Annotated in this window: 13 protein-coding genes; 7 read left to right on the top strand and 6 right to left on the bottom strand. The window is 74.2% G+C overall.

Annotated elements, in window-relative coordinates; translation table 11 throughout:
* Positions 1-86: 86 nt before the first annotated feature.
* Positions 87-2,243 (bottom strand): serine hydrolase domain-containing protein, encoded by a 2,157-nt coding sequence (locus ACVJ1F_RS06170; protein ID WP_456885270.1) that lies wholly within the window; start codon positions 2,241-2,243, stop codon positions 87-89.
* A 110-nt stretch (positions 2,244-2,353) separates the two neighbouring features.
* On the opposite strand from ACVJ1F_RS06170, the gene ACVJ1F_RS06165 reads away from it, so the two are divergent.
* Complete coding sequence (locus ACVJ1F_RS06165; RefSeq protein ID WP_159825304.1) at positions 2,354-2,734, top strand: hypothetical protein; 381 nt, start codon at positions 2,354-2,356, stop codon at positions 2,732-2,734.
* A gap of 170 nt (positions 2,735-2,904) precedes the next feature.
* Here the strand turns inward: ACVJ1F_RS06165 and ACVJ1F_RS06160 are convergent, their stop codons facing one another.
* Both ACVJ1F_RS06160 and ACVJ1F_RS06155 read right to left on the bottom strand, forming a co-directional pair.
* Positions 2,905-3,612 carry a hypothetical protein gene (locus ACVJ1F_RS06160; protein ID WP_123570978.1) on the bottom strand — a complete coding sequence of 236 codons (708 nt, stop codon included), beginning with the start codon at positions 3,610-3,612 and terminating at the stop codon, positions 2,905-2,907.
* A gap of 216 nt (positions 3,613-3,828) precedes the next feature.
* Entirely contained in the window at positions 3,829-4,665 is an 837-nt protein-coding gene (locus ACVJ1F_RS06155) for an alpha/beta fold hydrolase (protein ID WP_456885268.1), read from the bottom strand.
* A 175-nt stretch (positions 4,666-4,840) separates the two neighbouring features.
* Here ACVJ1F_RS06155 and ACVJ1F_RS06150 point away from each other — a divergent pair, with 175 nt between their 5' ends.
* The 3 genes from ACVJ1F_RS06150 (at position 4,841) to ACVJ1F_RS06140 (ending at position 8,179) form a co-directional block, all read left to right on the top strand.
* Positions 4,841-5,068: a heavy-metal-associated domain-containing protein gene (locus tag ACVJ1F_RS06150; protein WP_054145925.1), complete on the top strand. Its 228-nt coding sequence runs from the start codon at positions 4,841-4,843 to the stop codon at positions 5,066-5,068.
* Entirely contained in the window at positions 5,065-7,455 is a 2,391-nt protein-coding gene (locus tag ACVJ1F_RS06145) for a heavy metal translocating P-type ATPase (RefSeq protein WP_456885265.1), read from the top strand. The genes ACVJ1F_RS06150 and ACVJ1F_RS06145 overlap by 4 nt, the downstream gene beginning before the upstream one ends.
* A 451-nt stretch (positions 7,456-7,906) precedes the next feature.
* Entirely contained in the window at positions 7,907-8,179 is a 273-nt protein-coding gene (locus tag ACVJ1F_RS06140; RefSeq protein WP_043596621.1) for a zinc-ribbon domain-containing protein, read from the top strand.
* Between the two features lie 47 nt (positions 8,180-8,226).
* Here ACVJ1F_RS06140 and ACVJ1F_RS06135 read toward each other — a convergent pair whose 3' ends face one another.
* Positions 8,227-8,463, bottom strand: coding sequence for a hypothetical protein (locus ACVJ1F_RS06135; protein ID WP_156155609.1), 237 nt, complete (start codon positions 8,461-8,463; stop codon positions 8,227-8,229).
* A 173-nt stretch (positions 8,464-8,636) separates the two neighbouring features.
* Between ACVJ1F_RS06135 and ACVJ1F_RS06130 the strand changes: the two genes are divergently transcribed.
* Positions 8,637-9,989: an ROK family protein gene (locus ACVJ1F_RS06130; protein WP_456885264.1), complete on the top strand. Its 1,353-nt coding sequence runs from the start codon at positions 8,637-8,639 to the stop codon at positions 9,987-9,989.
* A 189-nt stretch (positions 9,990-10,178) separates the two neighbouring features.
* Here the strand turns inward: ACVJ1F_RS06130 and ACVJ1F_RS06125 are convergent, their stop codons facing one another.
* On the bottom strand, positions 10,179-12,509 hold the full coding sequence (locus ACVJ1F_RS06125) for an alpha-galactosidase (protein ID WP_456885263.1): 2,331 nt from the start codon (positions 12,507-12,509) through the stop codon (positions 10,179-10,181).
* A gap of 117 nt (positions 12,510-12,626) precedes the next feature.
* A complete protein-coding gene (locus ACVJ1F_RS06120; protein ID WP_456885261.1) occupies positions 12,627-13,133 on the bottom strand; it encodes a BLUF domain-containing protein in 507 nt (168 codons plus the stop codon).
* A 350-nt stretch (positions 13,134-13,483) separates the two neighbouring features.
* Between ACVJ1F_RS06120 and ACVJ1F_RS06115 the strand changes: the two genes are divergently transcribed.
* Positions 13,484-14,194 (top strand): AzlC family ABC transporter permease, encoded by a 711-nt coding sequence (locus ACVJ1F_RS06115; protein ID WP_456885525.1) that lies wholly within the window; start codon positions 13,484-13,486, stop codon positions 14,192-14,194.
* Positions 14,191-14,502, top strand: a complete 312-nt coding sequence (locus tag ACVJ1F_RS06110) for an AzlD domain-containing protein (protein ID WP_173154386.1) — start codon at positions 14,191-14,193, stop codon at positions 14,500-14,502. Before ACVJ1F_RS06115 ends, ACVJ1F_RS06110 begins: the two co-directional genes overlap by 4 nt.
* The last annotated feature ends 231 nt before the right edge of the window (positions 14,503-14,733 follow it).

Here is a 14,733-nt window from a genome sequence, read left to right as displayed (position 1 = left end):
AGCATGCCAGGTGCCGCGGGCCTCCCGGCCCCGGGCCGACGACGGCTGTGCACCGTCGGCCCGGGTGTCGCGCTGGGGGCGGGTCATCAGAAGCTCACGCTCGGGGCGATGAGGCGGAAGCCGAAGGCGAAGCCGGCGAGCACGACGAGCGACGCGAGGACGAGCACGCGTCCGGTCACCACGGCCCAGCCTCGACGGTCGCGCACGGCCCGCCAGGCGACCAGGGCGGCCGGCACGATCGCGACGACGCCGAGCAGCTGCAGCCCCTGGAGCAGGCGCAGGGTGACGGCCGACACCTCGGCGAACGACATGGCCTGCACCGCGACGACCGCCCAGCCGACGAGGGCCAGCAGCGTCGACGCCTGTCCCAGACGCGACAGCAACAGGGTGCGGTCGCGGCGACGCGGGGTGGTGGTCGCCGACCCGGTCGACAGGTCGGCCCGGAGGTCCCGACGTCGGCGTCCGACCCCGGCGAGGGCGGTGGCCGGCCAGACGATCATCGAGGCGAAGAGCACCACGACGGCCAGGACCACGCTCGGCAGCACGGCCGACGCGGCCTGCCAGGGCTGCGCCCGCAGCATGGTGAAGGAGGCGCCCCACGAGATCGCCTCGACGGTCGCGTCCCCCTCGGTGTCGGTGGTCCGCGTCGCGAGCAGGGCGTCCCCGCCGACCTCGCGCCACAGGTCGGTCCCGACCTTCTCGTAGACGCCGGTGGTCATGCCGAGGGGTTTCGGCGTGACGGCGACCGTGCCGTCGGAGCGGGGGACGATCGTGGTCTGACCGCTCAGGGCGAGCAGGGCGCCGGGGTTGGTGACGGGGGAGCGCGACGAGAGGTACGTGCCGGCCAGGTCGGCGGCCACGGGGCCGTCGGAGGCGTCGCCGTCGACCGTGCCCGCGCCTCCTCGGCTGTCCGTGCTGGCCGCGTCGGACGGGTCGGCCGCGTCGGCCGAGCCGACGGTCGCCGCGTCACGCAGGTACCGGTCGGCGAACCCCTGCAGCACCGTGGTGCGCAGGTCGAGGGAGGCCGTGGCCGATCGTCCGCTGCCGTTCATGCTGAGGAAGATGCCGGTGTCGTGCTCGGGGAACATCCGCATCGCCGAGTGGAAGACCTGCGTGTCGCCGTCGTGGCCGAAGGCGGCCAGGCCGGGCGTGCTGTCGTCGAAGAACGCGAGGTCCATGCGCTGGCCGGCCACGAGCGTGCCGAGGTCGTCGGCATCGAGGGCGGGACGGTGCATCTCGGCGAGCGTGTCGGGCTGCAGCAGCGCCTGGTCGTCCGGCAGGTCGCCCAGCTGGGCGAGCATGAAGCGGGCCATGTCGGTCGCGGTGGCCGACATCGCACCGGCCGGGGCCGCGTTGACGACCTCGGTGGCGACGGCGGGCTTCGAGTCGTCCGGGTAGCCGTGCGCCAGGCGGGCGTCGAGGTCGGCGGGCAGCGGCTGGGCGAAGGACGACGAGGTCATGCCGGCCCGGTCGAAGACGTCCTGCTGCAGCAGGTCGGCGAACGGGACGCCGCTGACGCGCTCGGCGACGTACCCGGCCAGGGTGGCTCCGTAGTTGGAGTACGCCGGGGTGGTGCCGGGCGTGAACACCTGGGCGGGAGGCGCCTCCGAGACGGCCTCGCGCAGCGTCTTCTCGCTGCCGGGCGTGCCGATCAGCCCCGCGATGACCTCCTCGAAGCCGGCCGTGTGGGTGAGCAGGTGCCGCAGGGTGACGGCGCCCTTCGGGGTGTCGAGGTCGAAGTCGAGGTACTGCTGCACGTCGGCGTCGAGGTCGAGGTCGCCCTTCTCGACGAGCTGCATGATCGCGGTGGCCGAGACCACCTTCGACACCGAGCCGACGCGGAACAGCGTGCGCTCGGGGTCGACCGCCTCGGCGGGCGTCTCGCCGGTTCCCGTGTCGGCCATGCCGTAGCCGCGGGCGGTCAGCAGTTCGCCGTCGGCGACGACCGACACGGTCGCCCCCGGGATGCCGGTCGTCTGCAGCGCCGATCCGACGGCGCCGTCGAGCCACGTGTCGACGTCGTCCTGCGTGAGCGAGTGACCGCCGGGCTGGTGCTGAGGCGGTGCAGGAGGCGCGGGGTCGGCGGTCGCGCCCGTCGCCCCGGACGCGCACCCGGCGAGCGTGACGCCCAGGGCGACGACGGCCGCGGCGGCGGCGAGACGGGTCGTGCGGGTCGTGCGGACGAGGAGGCGCGGGTGGCGCCGCCGGGACGGAGGGGCTTCTCGGGTCGGTGTCGTGATCATGCCTCTACGCTCGCGGCTGCGCCGCCGCGGCACCGGGTGCAGGAGTCGGGACCTGCCGTACGACTTTCGTCGTACGCCGGGCGTCGGTGGTCGCGCCTACGGTCGCCGACATGGGCGTGCAGACGAAGTTCGAGAACGCGCGGGCGGCACTGCGCAAGCCGCCGGCCGAGCACCCGTGCGCGATCCCGCCGATCCCGGGCGGGCAGGGGCTGTGGCTGATCCGGCAGGGCGAGGCGGCTCCGCTCGGCTACGTGCGCCAGCGGCCGGTCACGGGCGGCTTCGCGTTCGACGTCTACGCCCACTGCCGCGACGAGGGCGGGCGTCGGCCCTGGTTGCACACGGCGTCGTCGCTGAACTCGGCCGTGGCCTGGACGCTGCAGCACGACGCCGACGTCCGCGCGCTCATCGCCCGCAGCACGGCCGAGCCCGACCCGTGGCCGCCCGCCGCGCCTCCCGAGCCTTCCGCCGGTCGCCGCCGCCGCACCCCCTGACCCCTGGGTCGGCCCCGGGCGGCAACGGAAAAACCCCGCCCCGTGCGTGAGCACGAGGCGGGGTCCACCGGGATCGCCGACCCCGTCGAGCAGGGCGGGGCCGGTGCGTCGTCACGGAGACGACCCGGGTTCCAGGCCGCACCTCGCGAGGCGGGGTGCGGCCTCAGGTACTACTCCGTGGCGGCGGTGATCTTCGCGACGCCGACGAGCATCTCGTCCTGGACGGCGTCGGTCTTGAAGGTCTGGTTCAGCAGCGACGCGGCGTCGGGGCTGATGTGCACCGTGGTGCCCTCGAGGACGGCGTTCGAGCCCTCCATCTGGATCGGCTTCAGCGTGCCACCCCAGAGGTTGAAGAGGTAGGCGTCTTCGGCGGCGACGGTGCCGTTGGCGGTGACGGTGCCGTAGAGCTTGCTCTCACCCGGGTCGATGCGGAAGTCGGTGAGTTCGACGACGGTGCCGTCGGCCGAGGTCAGCGACAGGCCGGAGCCGTCGTGGTCGATCTCGCCCTGGACGTAGGGTCGCACGTCGCTGTCGGGGCCGTAGTAGTCGACGTTGCCGCCCGTGATCGGGAACGCGAACGTGCCGTCGGTGAAGGTCGCGGTGCCGACGACGCCGGGGGTCAGGCCGAGCGAGGTGATCGCGTCGACGAAGGACTGGTCGACGGCGACCTGGGTGTCGACGCCGTTGCTGAGGTCGGCGATCGACGCGGCGGGCGTCGACGCGGCCGAGGGCTCGGACGAGGAGGACGACGACGTCGAGGAGGTGTCGGTCGCGGTGCCCGAGTTGGACGAGCAGGCGGCGAGCGAGAAGATCAGGGCGCCGGAGGCGGCGATGCCGAAGGCGGCTTTCGTGATGCGCTTGCGAGTGAAGGCGTTCATGGTGAAGCTCCTTGTCAGTTGGTCCCGGTGGGGATGTACAGGGTTCGCCACCGAGGGCGAGAAGGTTTGGATCTCGGTCACTTCGTTACCCGCCCGTGACCTTCACCCCCGAACGAGGGGTGGTCGTGTCCGAGGGGTCGAAGCCGGTGCGCAGGAGGCGCGGTGTCGGTCTCGAGGACCGGCACCGCGCCTCCTGCGGTCGCGTCGGGTTGCCCTCTACTTCCCGAGGAACTCGAGCACGACGCGGTTGAACTCGTCGGCGTCGCTGACGTTCGCGCCGTGCGGTGCGCCGGCGATCACGTGCAGCTCGGACCCGGCGATCGCCGCGTGCGTCCGGGCGCCCGAGCCCTCGTACGGCACGGTCGCGTCGCCGTCACCGTGGATGACCAGCGTCGGCACGGTGACCTTGGTCAGGTCGTCACGGAAGTCGGTGTTCGCGAACGAGGCCATGGCCTCGAGCGCGGCGGCCTTGTCTGCCTGCTTCGCGAGGCGCAGGGCGTCCTGTCGGTCGGCCTCGGACACCTTGAGCACGCCGTCGACCGAGAAGAAGCCGGTCGTGAAGTCGTCGTAGAACGAGTCCTCGTCCTTGGTCAGGCCGGCCGTCATCTCGGCGGCGGCCTCCTTGGTGAGGGGGCCGTCGGGGTTGTCGTCGGTCTTGAGCAGGTACGGGGGCACGGCCGAGGCGAAGACGACGCTGTGCAGGCGCTCGGTGCCGTACTTGCTGAAGTAGCGCGCGACCTCGCCGCCACCCATCGAGAAGCCGACGAGCGTGACGTCGTCGAGGTCGAGCTCGGTGAGGACGGTGTGCAGGTCCTCGGTCAGGTGGTCGTAGTCGTAGCCCGTCTTGGGCTTGTCGCTGCGTCCGAAGCCGCGGCGGTCGTACGTGACGACGCGGTAGCCGGCCTCGACGAACGCGGGGACCTGCTTGCTCCAGGACTCACCCGACAGGGGCCAGCCGTGGATCAGGACGACGGTGCGACCCGTGCCGCCGGTGTCGTCGACGTGCAGGTTCGTGTCCTTGAAGAGGCCGTGGTGTGCGGTGATCTCGGTCATGGTCGGGTGCCTTCTCTCTCCCGCCGTCCTGGCGGGTACCCCTCCGTTAGTAGTCGGCCTCCCTGGGGGCCGGGCCGTCTCGGAGGCATCTCGGAGGTGGGGGACAACCGGCGGGCAGGCTTGGCAGGGATACCCCTAGGGGGTATAAGCTGAGGCCCGATCGAGAGGACAGCGCATGACCGACACCACCATCACCACCCTGCAGGTCGACGGCATGACCTGCGAGCACTGCGTCGCGAGCGTCACCGAAGAGCTCTCCGAGGTCGACGGCGTCGACTCGGTCGAGGTCGACCTCAACCCCGGAGGCGCGTCCACCGTCTCGGTCCAGGCCGACGCCACCGTCGAGCACGACCAGCTGCGGGCCGCCGTCGAAGAGGCCGGCTACCAGCTCTCCGCACGATGACCACCGCCGGAGGCGCGGGTCGGCCGGACGAGGGCGTCACCGGGAGCACCCTGCCACCCGACGCGGTGCAGTTGGACATCACCGGCATGACCTGCGCCTCCTGCGCCAACCGCATCGAGCGCAAGCTCAACAAGCTCCCCGGCGTCGAGGCCTCGGTGAACTACGCGACCGAGAAGGCGCACGTGCGGGTCGTGGCCGGTGCGGTCGACGACGCACGCGAGGGCGACCCCGGGGTGCCCGACGTCGACGCGCTCATCGCCACGGTGGCCGCCGCGGGGTACGGGGCCACCGTGCCCGCGCCTCCTGCGTCCCCGACCGGCGCGGCCGACGGCTCGTCCGACGCGGCCCCGGACGCCCGGGCCACCGAGGTCGACGCCCTACGCCGGCGCACCCTCGTCAGTGCCGCCCTCGCCCTGCCCGTCGTGGTGCTCTCGATGGTCCCGGCTCTGCAGTTCACGAACTGGCAGTGGCTCGCGCTGACCCTCGCGGCCCCCGTCGCCGTGTGGGGTGCCTGGCCCTTCCACCGCGCCGCCGCCGTCAACCTCCGCCACGGCGCCGCGAGCATGGACACCCTCGTCAGCGTCGGCGTGGTCGCCGCCTTCGCCTGGTCGCTCTGGGCCCTGTTCTTCGGCGACGCCGGTCGGCCGGGCATGCACATGTCGTTCAGCCTGGTCGCCACCCACGGCGGTCCGACCGAGCTCTACCTCGAGGTCGCGTCGGCCGTGACCGTGTTCATCCTGCTCGGCCGCTGGCTCGAGGCCCGGGCCAAGCGCCGCTCGGGCGAGGCCCTGCGCGCCCTGCTCGAACTCGGCGCGAAAGAGGCCACCGTCCTGCGCGACGGTCAGGAGGCGCGGGTCGCCACCGCGGGTCTGGTGCCCGGCGACCTCGTGGTCGTCCGTCCGGGCGAGGCGATCGCCAGCGACGCCCTCGTGCGCGAGGGCACCTCGGCGGTCGACCTGAGCATGCTGACCGGCGAGTCGGTGCCGGTCGAGGTGGGCCCGGGCGACCGCGTCGTCGGAGCGACCCTCAACGTGGGTGGACGTCTGCTCGTCGAGATCACCCGCGTCGGGGCCGACACCGAGCTCGCCCGGCTCGGTCGCCTCGTCGAGGAGGCGCAGAGCGGCAAGGCCGAGGTGCAACGACTGGCCGACCGGGTCTCGGCCGTGTTCGTGCCGGTCGTGATCGGGCTGGCCGTGCTGACCTTCGTCGGCTGGCTCGCGTTCGGCGGCTTCGTCGGGGGTGCCGGGGGCGGGGGCTTCTTCACCGGGTCGCTGCAGACCGCGTTCACCGCCGCCGTCGCCACCCTGATCATCGCCTGCCCGTGCGCGCTCGGGCTCGCGACGCCCACCGCGCTGCTGGTCGGCACGGGCCGCGGATCGCAGCTCGGCATCGTGATCCGGGGGCCGCAGGTGCTCGAGCGCACCCGCACGGTCGACACGATCGTCCTCGACAAGACCGGGACGGTCACGACCGGGCGGATGAGCGTGCGCGAGGTCGTCCTCGACGACGCCGCGGCCACCGGGGTCGACGACGTCCTGGCCCGGGCCGCCGCCGTCGAGTCCGGCTCGGAGCACCCGGTCGCCCGCGCGGTCGAGGCCGAGGCCGCCCGGCGCGGGGTCGTCGTCCCGGCTGCGGAGCAGTTCACCGCCCACGCCGGGGCCGGCGTGCAGGCCCTCGTCGACGGCACGCTCGTGCTGGTCGGCCGCCCCGGGTGGCTGGCCGACGAGTGGTCGGTCACCGCGCCTCCCGGGCTCGAGAGGGCGTTCACCGCCGCCGAGGCGACCGGTGCGACCCCCGTCGCCGTCGCCTGGGACGGTCGGGTGCGCGGTGTCGTCACGGTCGCGGACACCGTGAAGCCCGGTGCGCGCGAGGCCGTCGAGCGATTCCGCGGCCTGGGCCTGACGCCCGTGCTGCTGACCGGCGACAACGCGGGCGCGGCACGGCACGTCGCGGCGCAGGTCGGCATCGCCGCGGCGGACGTCGTGGCGCAGGCGACCCCGCAGCAGAAGGTGGAGGCGGTGGCCCGGTTGCAGGCCGAGGGTCGCGTCGTCGCCATGGTCGGCGACGGCGTCAACGACGCGGCCGCCCTCGCCACGGCCGACCTGGGCATCGCCCTCGGGACCGGCACGGACGCGGCCATCGCGGCCGGCGACCTGACCGTCGTCAGCGGCGAGCTCGGCGGGGTGGCCGACGCCATCCGCCTGTCACGGGCCACGCTCGGCACCATCAAGGGCAACCTGTTCTGGGCCTTCGCGTACAACGTCGCGGCGATCCCGGTCGCGATGCTCGGGCTGCTCAACCCCGTGCTGGCCGGCGCGGCGATGGCGGCGTCGTCCGTGTTCGTCGTGACGAACAGCCTGCGCCTGCGGCGGTTCCGCGCCGGGTGAGGCGGGGCGGGCTCCGCGTGCCCGTGTGCCCGCTCGAGTCGCACCGCCGGAACGACCCCCGGGCATGGCGAAGCCCGAGACCGTCCAACCGATCTCGGGCTTCGATGTGCTCTCCGTGAAGAGAACCAGGGACCCAACAGAGATCCCGCTTCATCTGATCGGAAGTGTGATCCCATGACGATCGACGTGCAAACGTCGATCCCACGGGGTGGGTCCCTGGCTCTCTCGCGGTGTTCGCCGGCGCGAACACCGAGAGGAGGGAGCGGATGTCCGACGACGACCGCCGCCCGCCCGGGAAGACCGTGCCGTGGTGGCAGATCGCGACTCTCGTCGTGACCGTCGCCCGGTTCGCGGTCGACCTGGTGCGCAAGGGCTAGGAACAGGGTCCCGGGGCCACCAGGCCCCGGGACCCGCTCCCGCCGGCTGCTCCGACGCCGCCTAGGGTGAGCGCATGATCATCTTCGGCACCAAGGGCACGAGCGCCCTGCTCGGCGTCCTCTTCTTCGTCTGCCGGGTCTGCGGCAACGAGGCCGCGCAGCGACTGGTCAAGCACCGTCGGTGGTTCACGCTGTTCTTCATCCCGGTGATCCCGTACTCGACGAAGCACGTCTACACCTGCGCCTACTGCGGCGCGGGCACCGAGCTCGACGCCGAGGCGGCCGGACGGTTCCAGGCCGACGCCGAGCACGCCGCGGCCTCCCGCGGCGGCCGGTCGCAGGGCTGACCGACCGCTCGGCGGCACGGGACGCCCAGGGAGGCGCGGCCGTGGCGTCAGGGCAGCGCGCGGTACCAGCCGGCCACGCGGGCACGCAGGCCGACGGGGCGGGACCGGCGCCGCGCCTCCTCGGGGGCGTCGGCGACGGCCGGGGCGAAGCCGACGGTCGCGCACGAGGTGCAGACGAGCACGTGACGGTGCACCGAGAGGGCCGTGCCGTAGAACGGGTTGGGCTCGAGACGGGTCGGCGATGCGCACAGCGTGCAGAGGGGGAGTTCGCGCGTTTCGTCCATGAGGATCACCACGACTCATGTTCGGCCACGAGGGGCCCCGAGGTTGTCCCCCACTTCGGGTGGCGGGGTACGCAGCGATGGGCGTCGGGGGGACCCGACGCGGCGCCGGCTCGGCCCGGGCGGAGCCCGACGTCGGGACGAGGAGGCGCGGGTCGGCCGCCTAGGATCGTCGCGTGACGGACTCCCACGCTCCCGGGCACGCCGCTCCCGCTCACGGTTCCCCCGGCCACGCCGACGGCGGCTGGTCCCCGCTGGCCGGCAGCGCGCAGGCCGTGGTGCTCGACATCCTCGTGCACGGCGCCCGCCCCCGGACCGAGCTCGCCGCCCGGCTCGGCCTGTCGGGCCCGAGCCTCACGCGCATCACCAGACCCCTGCTCGAGAGCGGGCTGCTGGTCGAACGCGCGTCCCTCGCGCCGTCCGGCTCGGGTCGCCCCTCGGTCCCGCTCGACCTCGACCCGGACGCCCACCATTTCGTCGGCGTCAAGCTGACCCGTGACCGCCTCTTCGTCGTCGTGACCGACCAGCGGGGCAGGGTGCTGGACGGGCACGACGACGACCTGCCCGACCCGTCGCCTGCCGCCGTCGTCGCCCAGGTCGCGGCGGTCGTGACCTCGGCCCGCGGCCGGGACGATCGCATCCGCGCGGTCGGCGTCACCGTCGGCGGACAGGTCGTCGACCGTGCCCAGGTGCGGCACGCGCCGTTCCTCGGCTGGGACGACGTGCCCCTCGCCGAGCTGCTGACCGCCACGACCGGCCTGCCGACCTGGGTCGAGAACGACGTCCGCGCACTGACCCAGGCCGAGCTCTGGTTCGGCGAGGGACGCGGGCTGCGCTCGTTCGCCCTCGTCACGATCGGCGCCGGCGTGGGGCTCGGCCTCGTCGCCGCGGGCGAGGTGCTCGGCGGGGCGCACTCCTCGGCGGGCAGCGTCGGACACCAGCGGATCGTGGCGCCCGCGGGCGTGGCCGCGCCCGTGCCCGTGCCCGTGCCCGTGCCGGTGCCGGTGCCGGTGCCGTTGCCCGTGCCGGTGCCCGTGCCCGCGACCGCGCCGGTGCAAGTGCCCGTGCCGCTGCGCGTGCCCGCGTCGGCCGCCGCTGCGGCCCGCGCCGACGTGCCGGCCCCCACCTGCGACCTCGGCCACGACGACTGCGCGAGCGCGTTCCTCACGGTCGCCGCGGTCGAGGCCGCCGCCGCCCGGGCCCTCGGCCGCCCGGTCGCCTACGACGACCTGCTCGCCCTCGCCTCCGCCGGACACGAGGAGGCGCGGGTCGTCGTCGACACCGCCGCCGACGTCCTGGGCCAGCTGATCGCGGGCGTGCTGAACGTGCTCGACCCCGAGGTGGTCCTCTTGTCGGGCGAGGGCGTGCGGCTCGCGACCGTCGGTGGGGCCGCGGTGGACGCGGCGATCGCACGCGACGCCCACCGGGCGGTCCCGCCGCCCCGCCTGCTCGTCCAGGAGTTCCGGTTCGACGAGTGGGCCCGCGGCGCCGCCGCCGTCGCCATCCAGATGCACGCGCTCGGTCGCTGACGCCGCGCGCGCCCGGTCGCTGATGCCGCGCGCGCCCCTCGGAACGCGCCCCGCGCCTCCTACCCGCCCCGCACCTCCTGCCCGCCCGTTCGCCGATGAACCCCGAATGCGAAGATGAACCCCGATTCATCGGGGTTCATCGTCGTGAACGGGGTTCATCGGGCAGCGAGCCGAGCAGCCGCCCCCGCCTCACCCCGCGGCGGTGACCCGCAGCAGCACGACCCGCTCGGGGAACGACGACGGCGCCTGCAGCCCGGCGACCGCCAGGGCGCGCCCGTCGAGCACCACCCCGGGGTACGCGCCGCCCTCGTCCGCCGTGCCCCACCACGGCGGGGGCGTCAGGCCGTGGTCGGGCGAGCCGACGGTGACGGGGGCGACCCGGTACCGGCGCTCGGGGTCGAGCCCGGGCAGCAGCACGCGGCCGAGCGGTGCGACGTCCGACCGTCCGACGTAGGCGAGGAAGAACAGGGCCTCGCTCGCGTCGGCGGCGACCGAGCCGTAGACCAGCAGCGACGGGTCGGCCTCGTCGACCCGTACGAGGTCGCCCGTGTGCATCAGCTGACGGTGCTCCTTGTAGAGGGCGATCCACCCGGCGAGGTCGCGGTTCTCGGCGTCGGTGGCCCGGGCGAGGTCCCACTCGATGCCGAGGTGGCCGAACAGGGCGGTGCCCGCCCGGAACGACAGCTCGTGCCAGCGGCCGGTCGAGTGGCTGACGCCCGAGGCGATGTGCGAGCCGAGCAGCTCGGGCGGCAGGAGCTGCATGGTCCAGCGGTTCATCTGCTGTCGGTCGAGCGGGTCGATGCAGTCGCTGACCCAGACGCGGTCGGTGCGCTCGAGCACGCCGAGGTCGACGCGGGCGCCGCCGGACGAGCACGACTCGATCTCGAGACCGGGGAACCTCGCCTTGAGCTCGTCCATCAGCCGGTACGCCGCGAGGGTCTGCTCGTGGACGCCCGCGGCGCCGGTCGGCCAGGTGCCGGCGTCGACGAGGTCGCGGTTGTGGTCCCACTTCAGGTAGGCGATGTCGTACTCGGTGAGGATCGCCGTCATCTGGCCGAGCACGTGCTCGAACGCCCCGGCGATGCCGAGGTTCAGCACCTGCTGGTCGCGCGACCGCGGGGGCAGGCGGTCGCCGGTCTGCAGGATCCACTCGGGGTGCTCGCGGGCGAGGTCGCTGTCCTCGTTGACCATCTCGGGCTCGAACCAGAGGCCGAACTCCATGCCGAGGCCCGTGACGTGGTCGATCAGCGGTGACAGGCCGTCGGGCCAGACGTCGCCGTCGACCACCCAGTCGCCGAGGCCGGCGTGGTCGTCGCGTCGCCCCCGGAACCACCCGTCGTCGAGCACGTACCGCTCGACGCCGAGGGCGGCGGCCCGGTCGGCCAGCTCGCGCAGGCGCGCGAGGTCGTGGTCGAAGTAGACGGCCTCCCAGACGTTGATCGTCATCGGGCGCGGGCGGGTCGGGTGCTGCTCGCGGGAGCGCAACCACCGGTGGAACCGCCGGGCCTGGTCGTCGAGGCCGTCGCCGTACGAGCCGAAGACCCACGGGCTGCGGTACGACTCGCCCACCTCGAGCCGCAGCTCGCCCGGCAGCAGCAACTCGCCACCGCCCAGCACCTGCGCCCCGGTCGACAGGCGTTCGGCGTAGTGCCGGTGGCCGCCGCTGAACCCGACGTGCAGCCCCCAGACCTCTCCCGAGCCGGCGCCGAAGCCGAACCCGGGCACGCCGACGCTCAGCACGGTCGCGGCGTCCGGGCCGGTGCGGCCCTTGCGTCCCTCGCGTTCGTGCACGCCGACGACGAGCTCGCGGCGCTGGGGCGTGCGCTCCTTGCCCCAGCGGCCCGCGAAGTCGAGGATCTCGCGGGCTCTCGGCGGCACCGGCAGGGCCAGGTGCAGGTCGGTCAGCGTGTACACGTCCGCCGCCGTGCTCGCGGCGCCGGCCGCGGTGCTCGCCGTGCGGTCGTCGCCGGGGGTCGACCGACCGCCTCCGCGTCGCCCGGCGACGTTCGTCAGCTCGGCCCGGGTGCGGACGAGCCCGCTCGCGGTCAGCTCGATCTCGAGCACGACGGCGAGCCCGGCGACGTCGTCGTGCGCCTCGACCGTGACGACGGCGGCACCGGCGTCGACCAGCTCGGGACCCGAGGAGGCACGGGTCGCCTCCGCCTCGCCCGTCACGTCGAGCGTGTCGACCGTGAACCGCGGCGACCAGTCGGCGCCGTCCGAGCGGTGGCCGCCGACCCCGGGCTTGCCCGACCAGCCCGCGTGGTGCTCGGGCAGGATCGCCAGGCGCACCGGTTCGTCCATCAGGTTGTTGACGTACGGCGGCACCGCCGCGACGGCGAGGGACCGCACGTCCTCGAGCGTCGGCCGGCCGAGGGCGGCGCCCCAGTGCAGGACCGCCGGCAGGCGCGCGTCGGTGACGTCGAGCAGCAGGCTGACGCCGGCGCTGCTCAGGTGGACGAACGCGTCGGGTGCTCGGGACGGCCCGACGACGGTGGGCGACGGGGTGGGGTGCGACACGGGTGCTCCAGACGGCGGCAGATACTTTCGTCCGAAAAGTATCTCCGACGCCGAGCGGGGGTCACAACCCCGGCGGGCGGACCGTGGGCCGGCGGGCCCCGGTCAGCGGGCCCCGGGTCAGGAGGCGCGGGGCGAGAACAGCCCGTCGGTCACGTCGGTCGGCTGGTCACGGAACCAGCGCAGCAGGGTGCGGACCTTGTGCGACGACGACGGGGACAGGTTGCTGAAGTCGTCGCGGACGCCGGCACCCGCGACGGAGGCCGTGCCGGTGCCCGTGCCGGAGCCGGAGTCGAAGACGTCGGCGTAGCCCGGGAGGACCGTGGCCAGGTCGTCCGTGACGGCCCGGTAGCCCATGGTCCAGGCGGGGAACAGCCGGTCCTCGACGAGTTCGTCGACGATGGTGTGCACGGCCGTGTGCCGGGGGTCGCGCGCGATCACGGCGAGGCGCTCGCGGACCGCCTCCTCGGGCCCCTCGAGCACCTGGATGAAGCGGCCCTCGCGGTGCAGCAGCATGCCGGTGATGCCCAGGCGGGCGTTGTTCGAGCGACTGGTCATCAGCAGGTTGGCCAGGTCGTCGTCGGTGAAGGGGTACGACGATCGACTGACGTACACGGTGGACAGCACGGGTGGGCCTCCTCGGGCTCAGGGCTGGACCGATTCTGCACGCCGTCCCGCCCCGCCGCACTCCCCACTTCTGGGCGCTGACAGGTCCGACCCCGGCCCCTACGTCCCCGCCACGTCCCCGCCCGACCAGGTCGCACCACCGACGTGTCGTCGAACCACCCTCGTGCGTGGCTCGACGACACATCGGTGGTGCGACCTCACTCAGCCCGGGGCATCGTCCGCCCTACGCTGGAACCGTGCCGCCGCCCCTCGAGCCCGAACCACTACCCGGGGACCGCGAACCCGTCGAGCGCGCGACCCCCACCCGCACCCCCACCCGCACCCCGACCCCGTGGCGTCGCTCGCCCGGCATCCGCGTCGGGGCGTCGATCGCCGTCGCGACCGGCCTCTACGGCGTCTCGTTCGGCGCACTCGCCGTGGCCTCGGGTCTGACCACCGCGCAGACCTGCGTCCTGAGCCTGCTGCTGTTCTCCGGAGGTTCGCAGTTCGCCTTCGTCGGCGTCGTCGCCGGAGGAGGCGCGGGTCCGGCAGCCGCGTCCGCCGCGGCCCTGCTCGGCATCCGCAACGCGGTCTACGGCATGCAGCTCAACGCCCTGCTGCACCCGCGCGGCTGGCGTCGGCTGGTGGCCGCGCACGTCACGATCGACGAGTCGCTCGCCACGAGCACCGGTCAGGCCGATCCTCTCGAGCAGCGCCGCGGCTTCTGGGTCGCGGGGGTCGGCGTCTTCGTGCTCTGGAACCTCTTCACCCTGGTCGGGGCGCTCGCCGGGGACGCCATGGGTGACCCGCGCGACTGGGGACTCGACGGGGCGGCCGTCGCGGCGTTCCTCGCGTTGCTGTGGCCGCGCCTCCGTTCCCGTGACGCGGCCGCGATCGCCGTCGCGTGCGCGGTGGTGACCGTCGTCGCCGTGCCGTTCGTGCCTCCGGGGGTGCCGATCCTGGTGGCGGCCGTCGTCGCCGCGGCCCTCGGCTGGCGGGGTGCGCGCGAGCGTCGCGACCCGGAGCCGGGCGCGGCCGCGACCCCGGGCGCCGACCCCACGAGCCGAGGAGGCGCGGCGTGAGCACCTGGGTCTGGATCGCCGTCGCCTGCGTGGTCGCCTACGCCACCAAGCTGCTCGGGTACCTCGTGCCCCGCCGCTGGCTGACGAACCCTCGCGTGGCGCGGGTCGCGGGCACGCTCACGATCGGGCTGCTGGCGTCGCTGACCGTCGCGAACGCCGTCGCCACCGGACAGCAGCTCGTGGTCGACGCCCGGCTCGGGGCGCTGGTCGCGGCGGCGGTGGCCCTGCTGCTGCGGGCGCCGTTCCTCGTCGTGGTGATCACCGGGGCCGCCGTCGCGGCAGGTCTGCGCCTGCTCGGCCTGCCCTGACCGGCCGCGCCGCGCCGCGTCACCGTCGCACGGCCACCCGGGCTCGCACCGTGACCGGCGGGTGCCCCGAGGCCGCACCACGCTCGCGTCGTCGAACCACCTCGGAACACGGTTCGACGACGCGACGGTGGTGCGACCCCCCCCCCCCCCCCCCCCCCCCCCCCCCCCCCCCCCCCCCCCCCCCCCCCCCCCCCCCCCCCCCCCCCCCCCCCCCCCCCCCCCCCCCCCCCC

This window comes from Frigoribacterium sp. 2355, assembly GCF_054060695.1.
The sequence above is the reverse complement of the archived record's forward strand: the minus strand, read 5'-3'. Positions and strand labels throughout refer to the sequence as shown.

Bases quoted from the DNA above. Each gene is read 5' to 3' on its own strand.
- ACVJ1F_RS06140 (WP_043596621.1), top strand. From the start codon at position 7,907: ATGATCATCTTCGGCACCAAGGGCACGAGCGCCCTGCTCGGCGTCCTC.
- ACVJ1F_RS06160 (WP_123570978.1), bottom strand. From the start codon at position 3,612: ATGAACGCCTTCACTCGCAAGCGCATCACGAAAGCCGCCTTCGGCATC.
- ACVJ1F_RS06150 (WP_054145925.1), top strand. From the start codon at position 4,841: ATGACCGACACCACCATCACCACCCTGCAGGTCGACGGCATGACCTGC.
- ACVJ1F_RS06135 (WP_156155609.1), bottom strand. From the start codon at position 8,463: ATGGACGAAACGCGCGAACTCCCCCTCTGCACGCTGTGCGCATCGCCG.
- ACVJ1F_RS06155 (WP_456885268.1), bottom strand. From the start codon at position 4,665: ATGACCGAGATCACCGCACACCACGGCCTCTTCAAGGACACGAACCTG.
- ACVJ1F_RS06165 (WP_159825304.1), top strand. From the start codon at position 2,354: ATGGGCGTGCAGACGAAGTTCGAGAACGCGCGGGCGGCACTGCGCAAG.
- ACVJ1F_RS06170 (WP_456885270.1), bottom strand. From the start codon at position 2,243: ATGATCACGACACCGACCCGAGAAGCCCCTCCGTCCCGGCGGCGCCAC.
- ACVJ1F_RS06145 (WP_456885265.1), top strand. From the start codon at position 5,065: ATGACCACCGCCGGAGGCGCGGGTCGGCCGGACGAGGGCGTCACCGGG.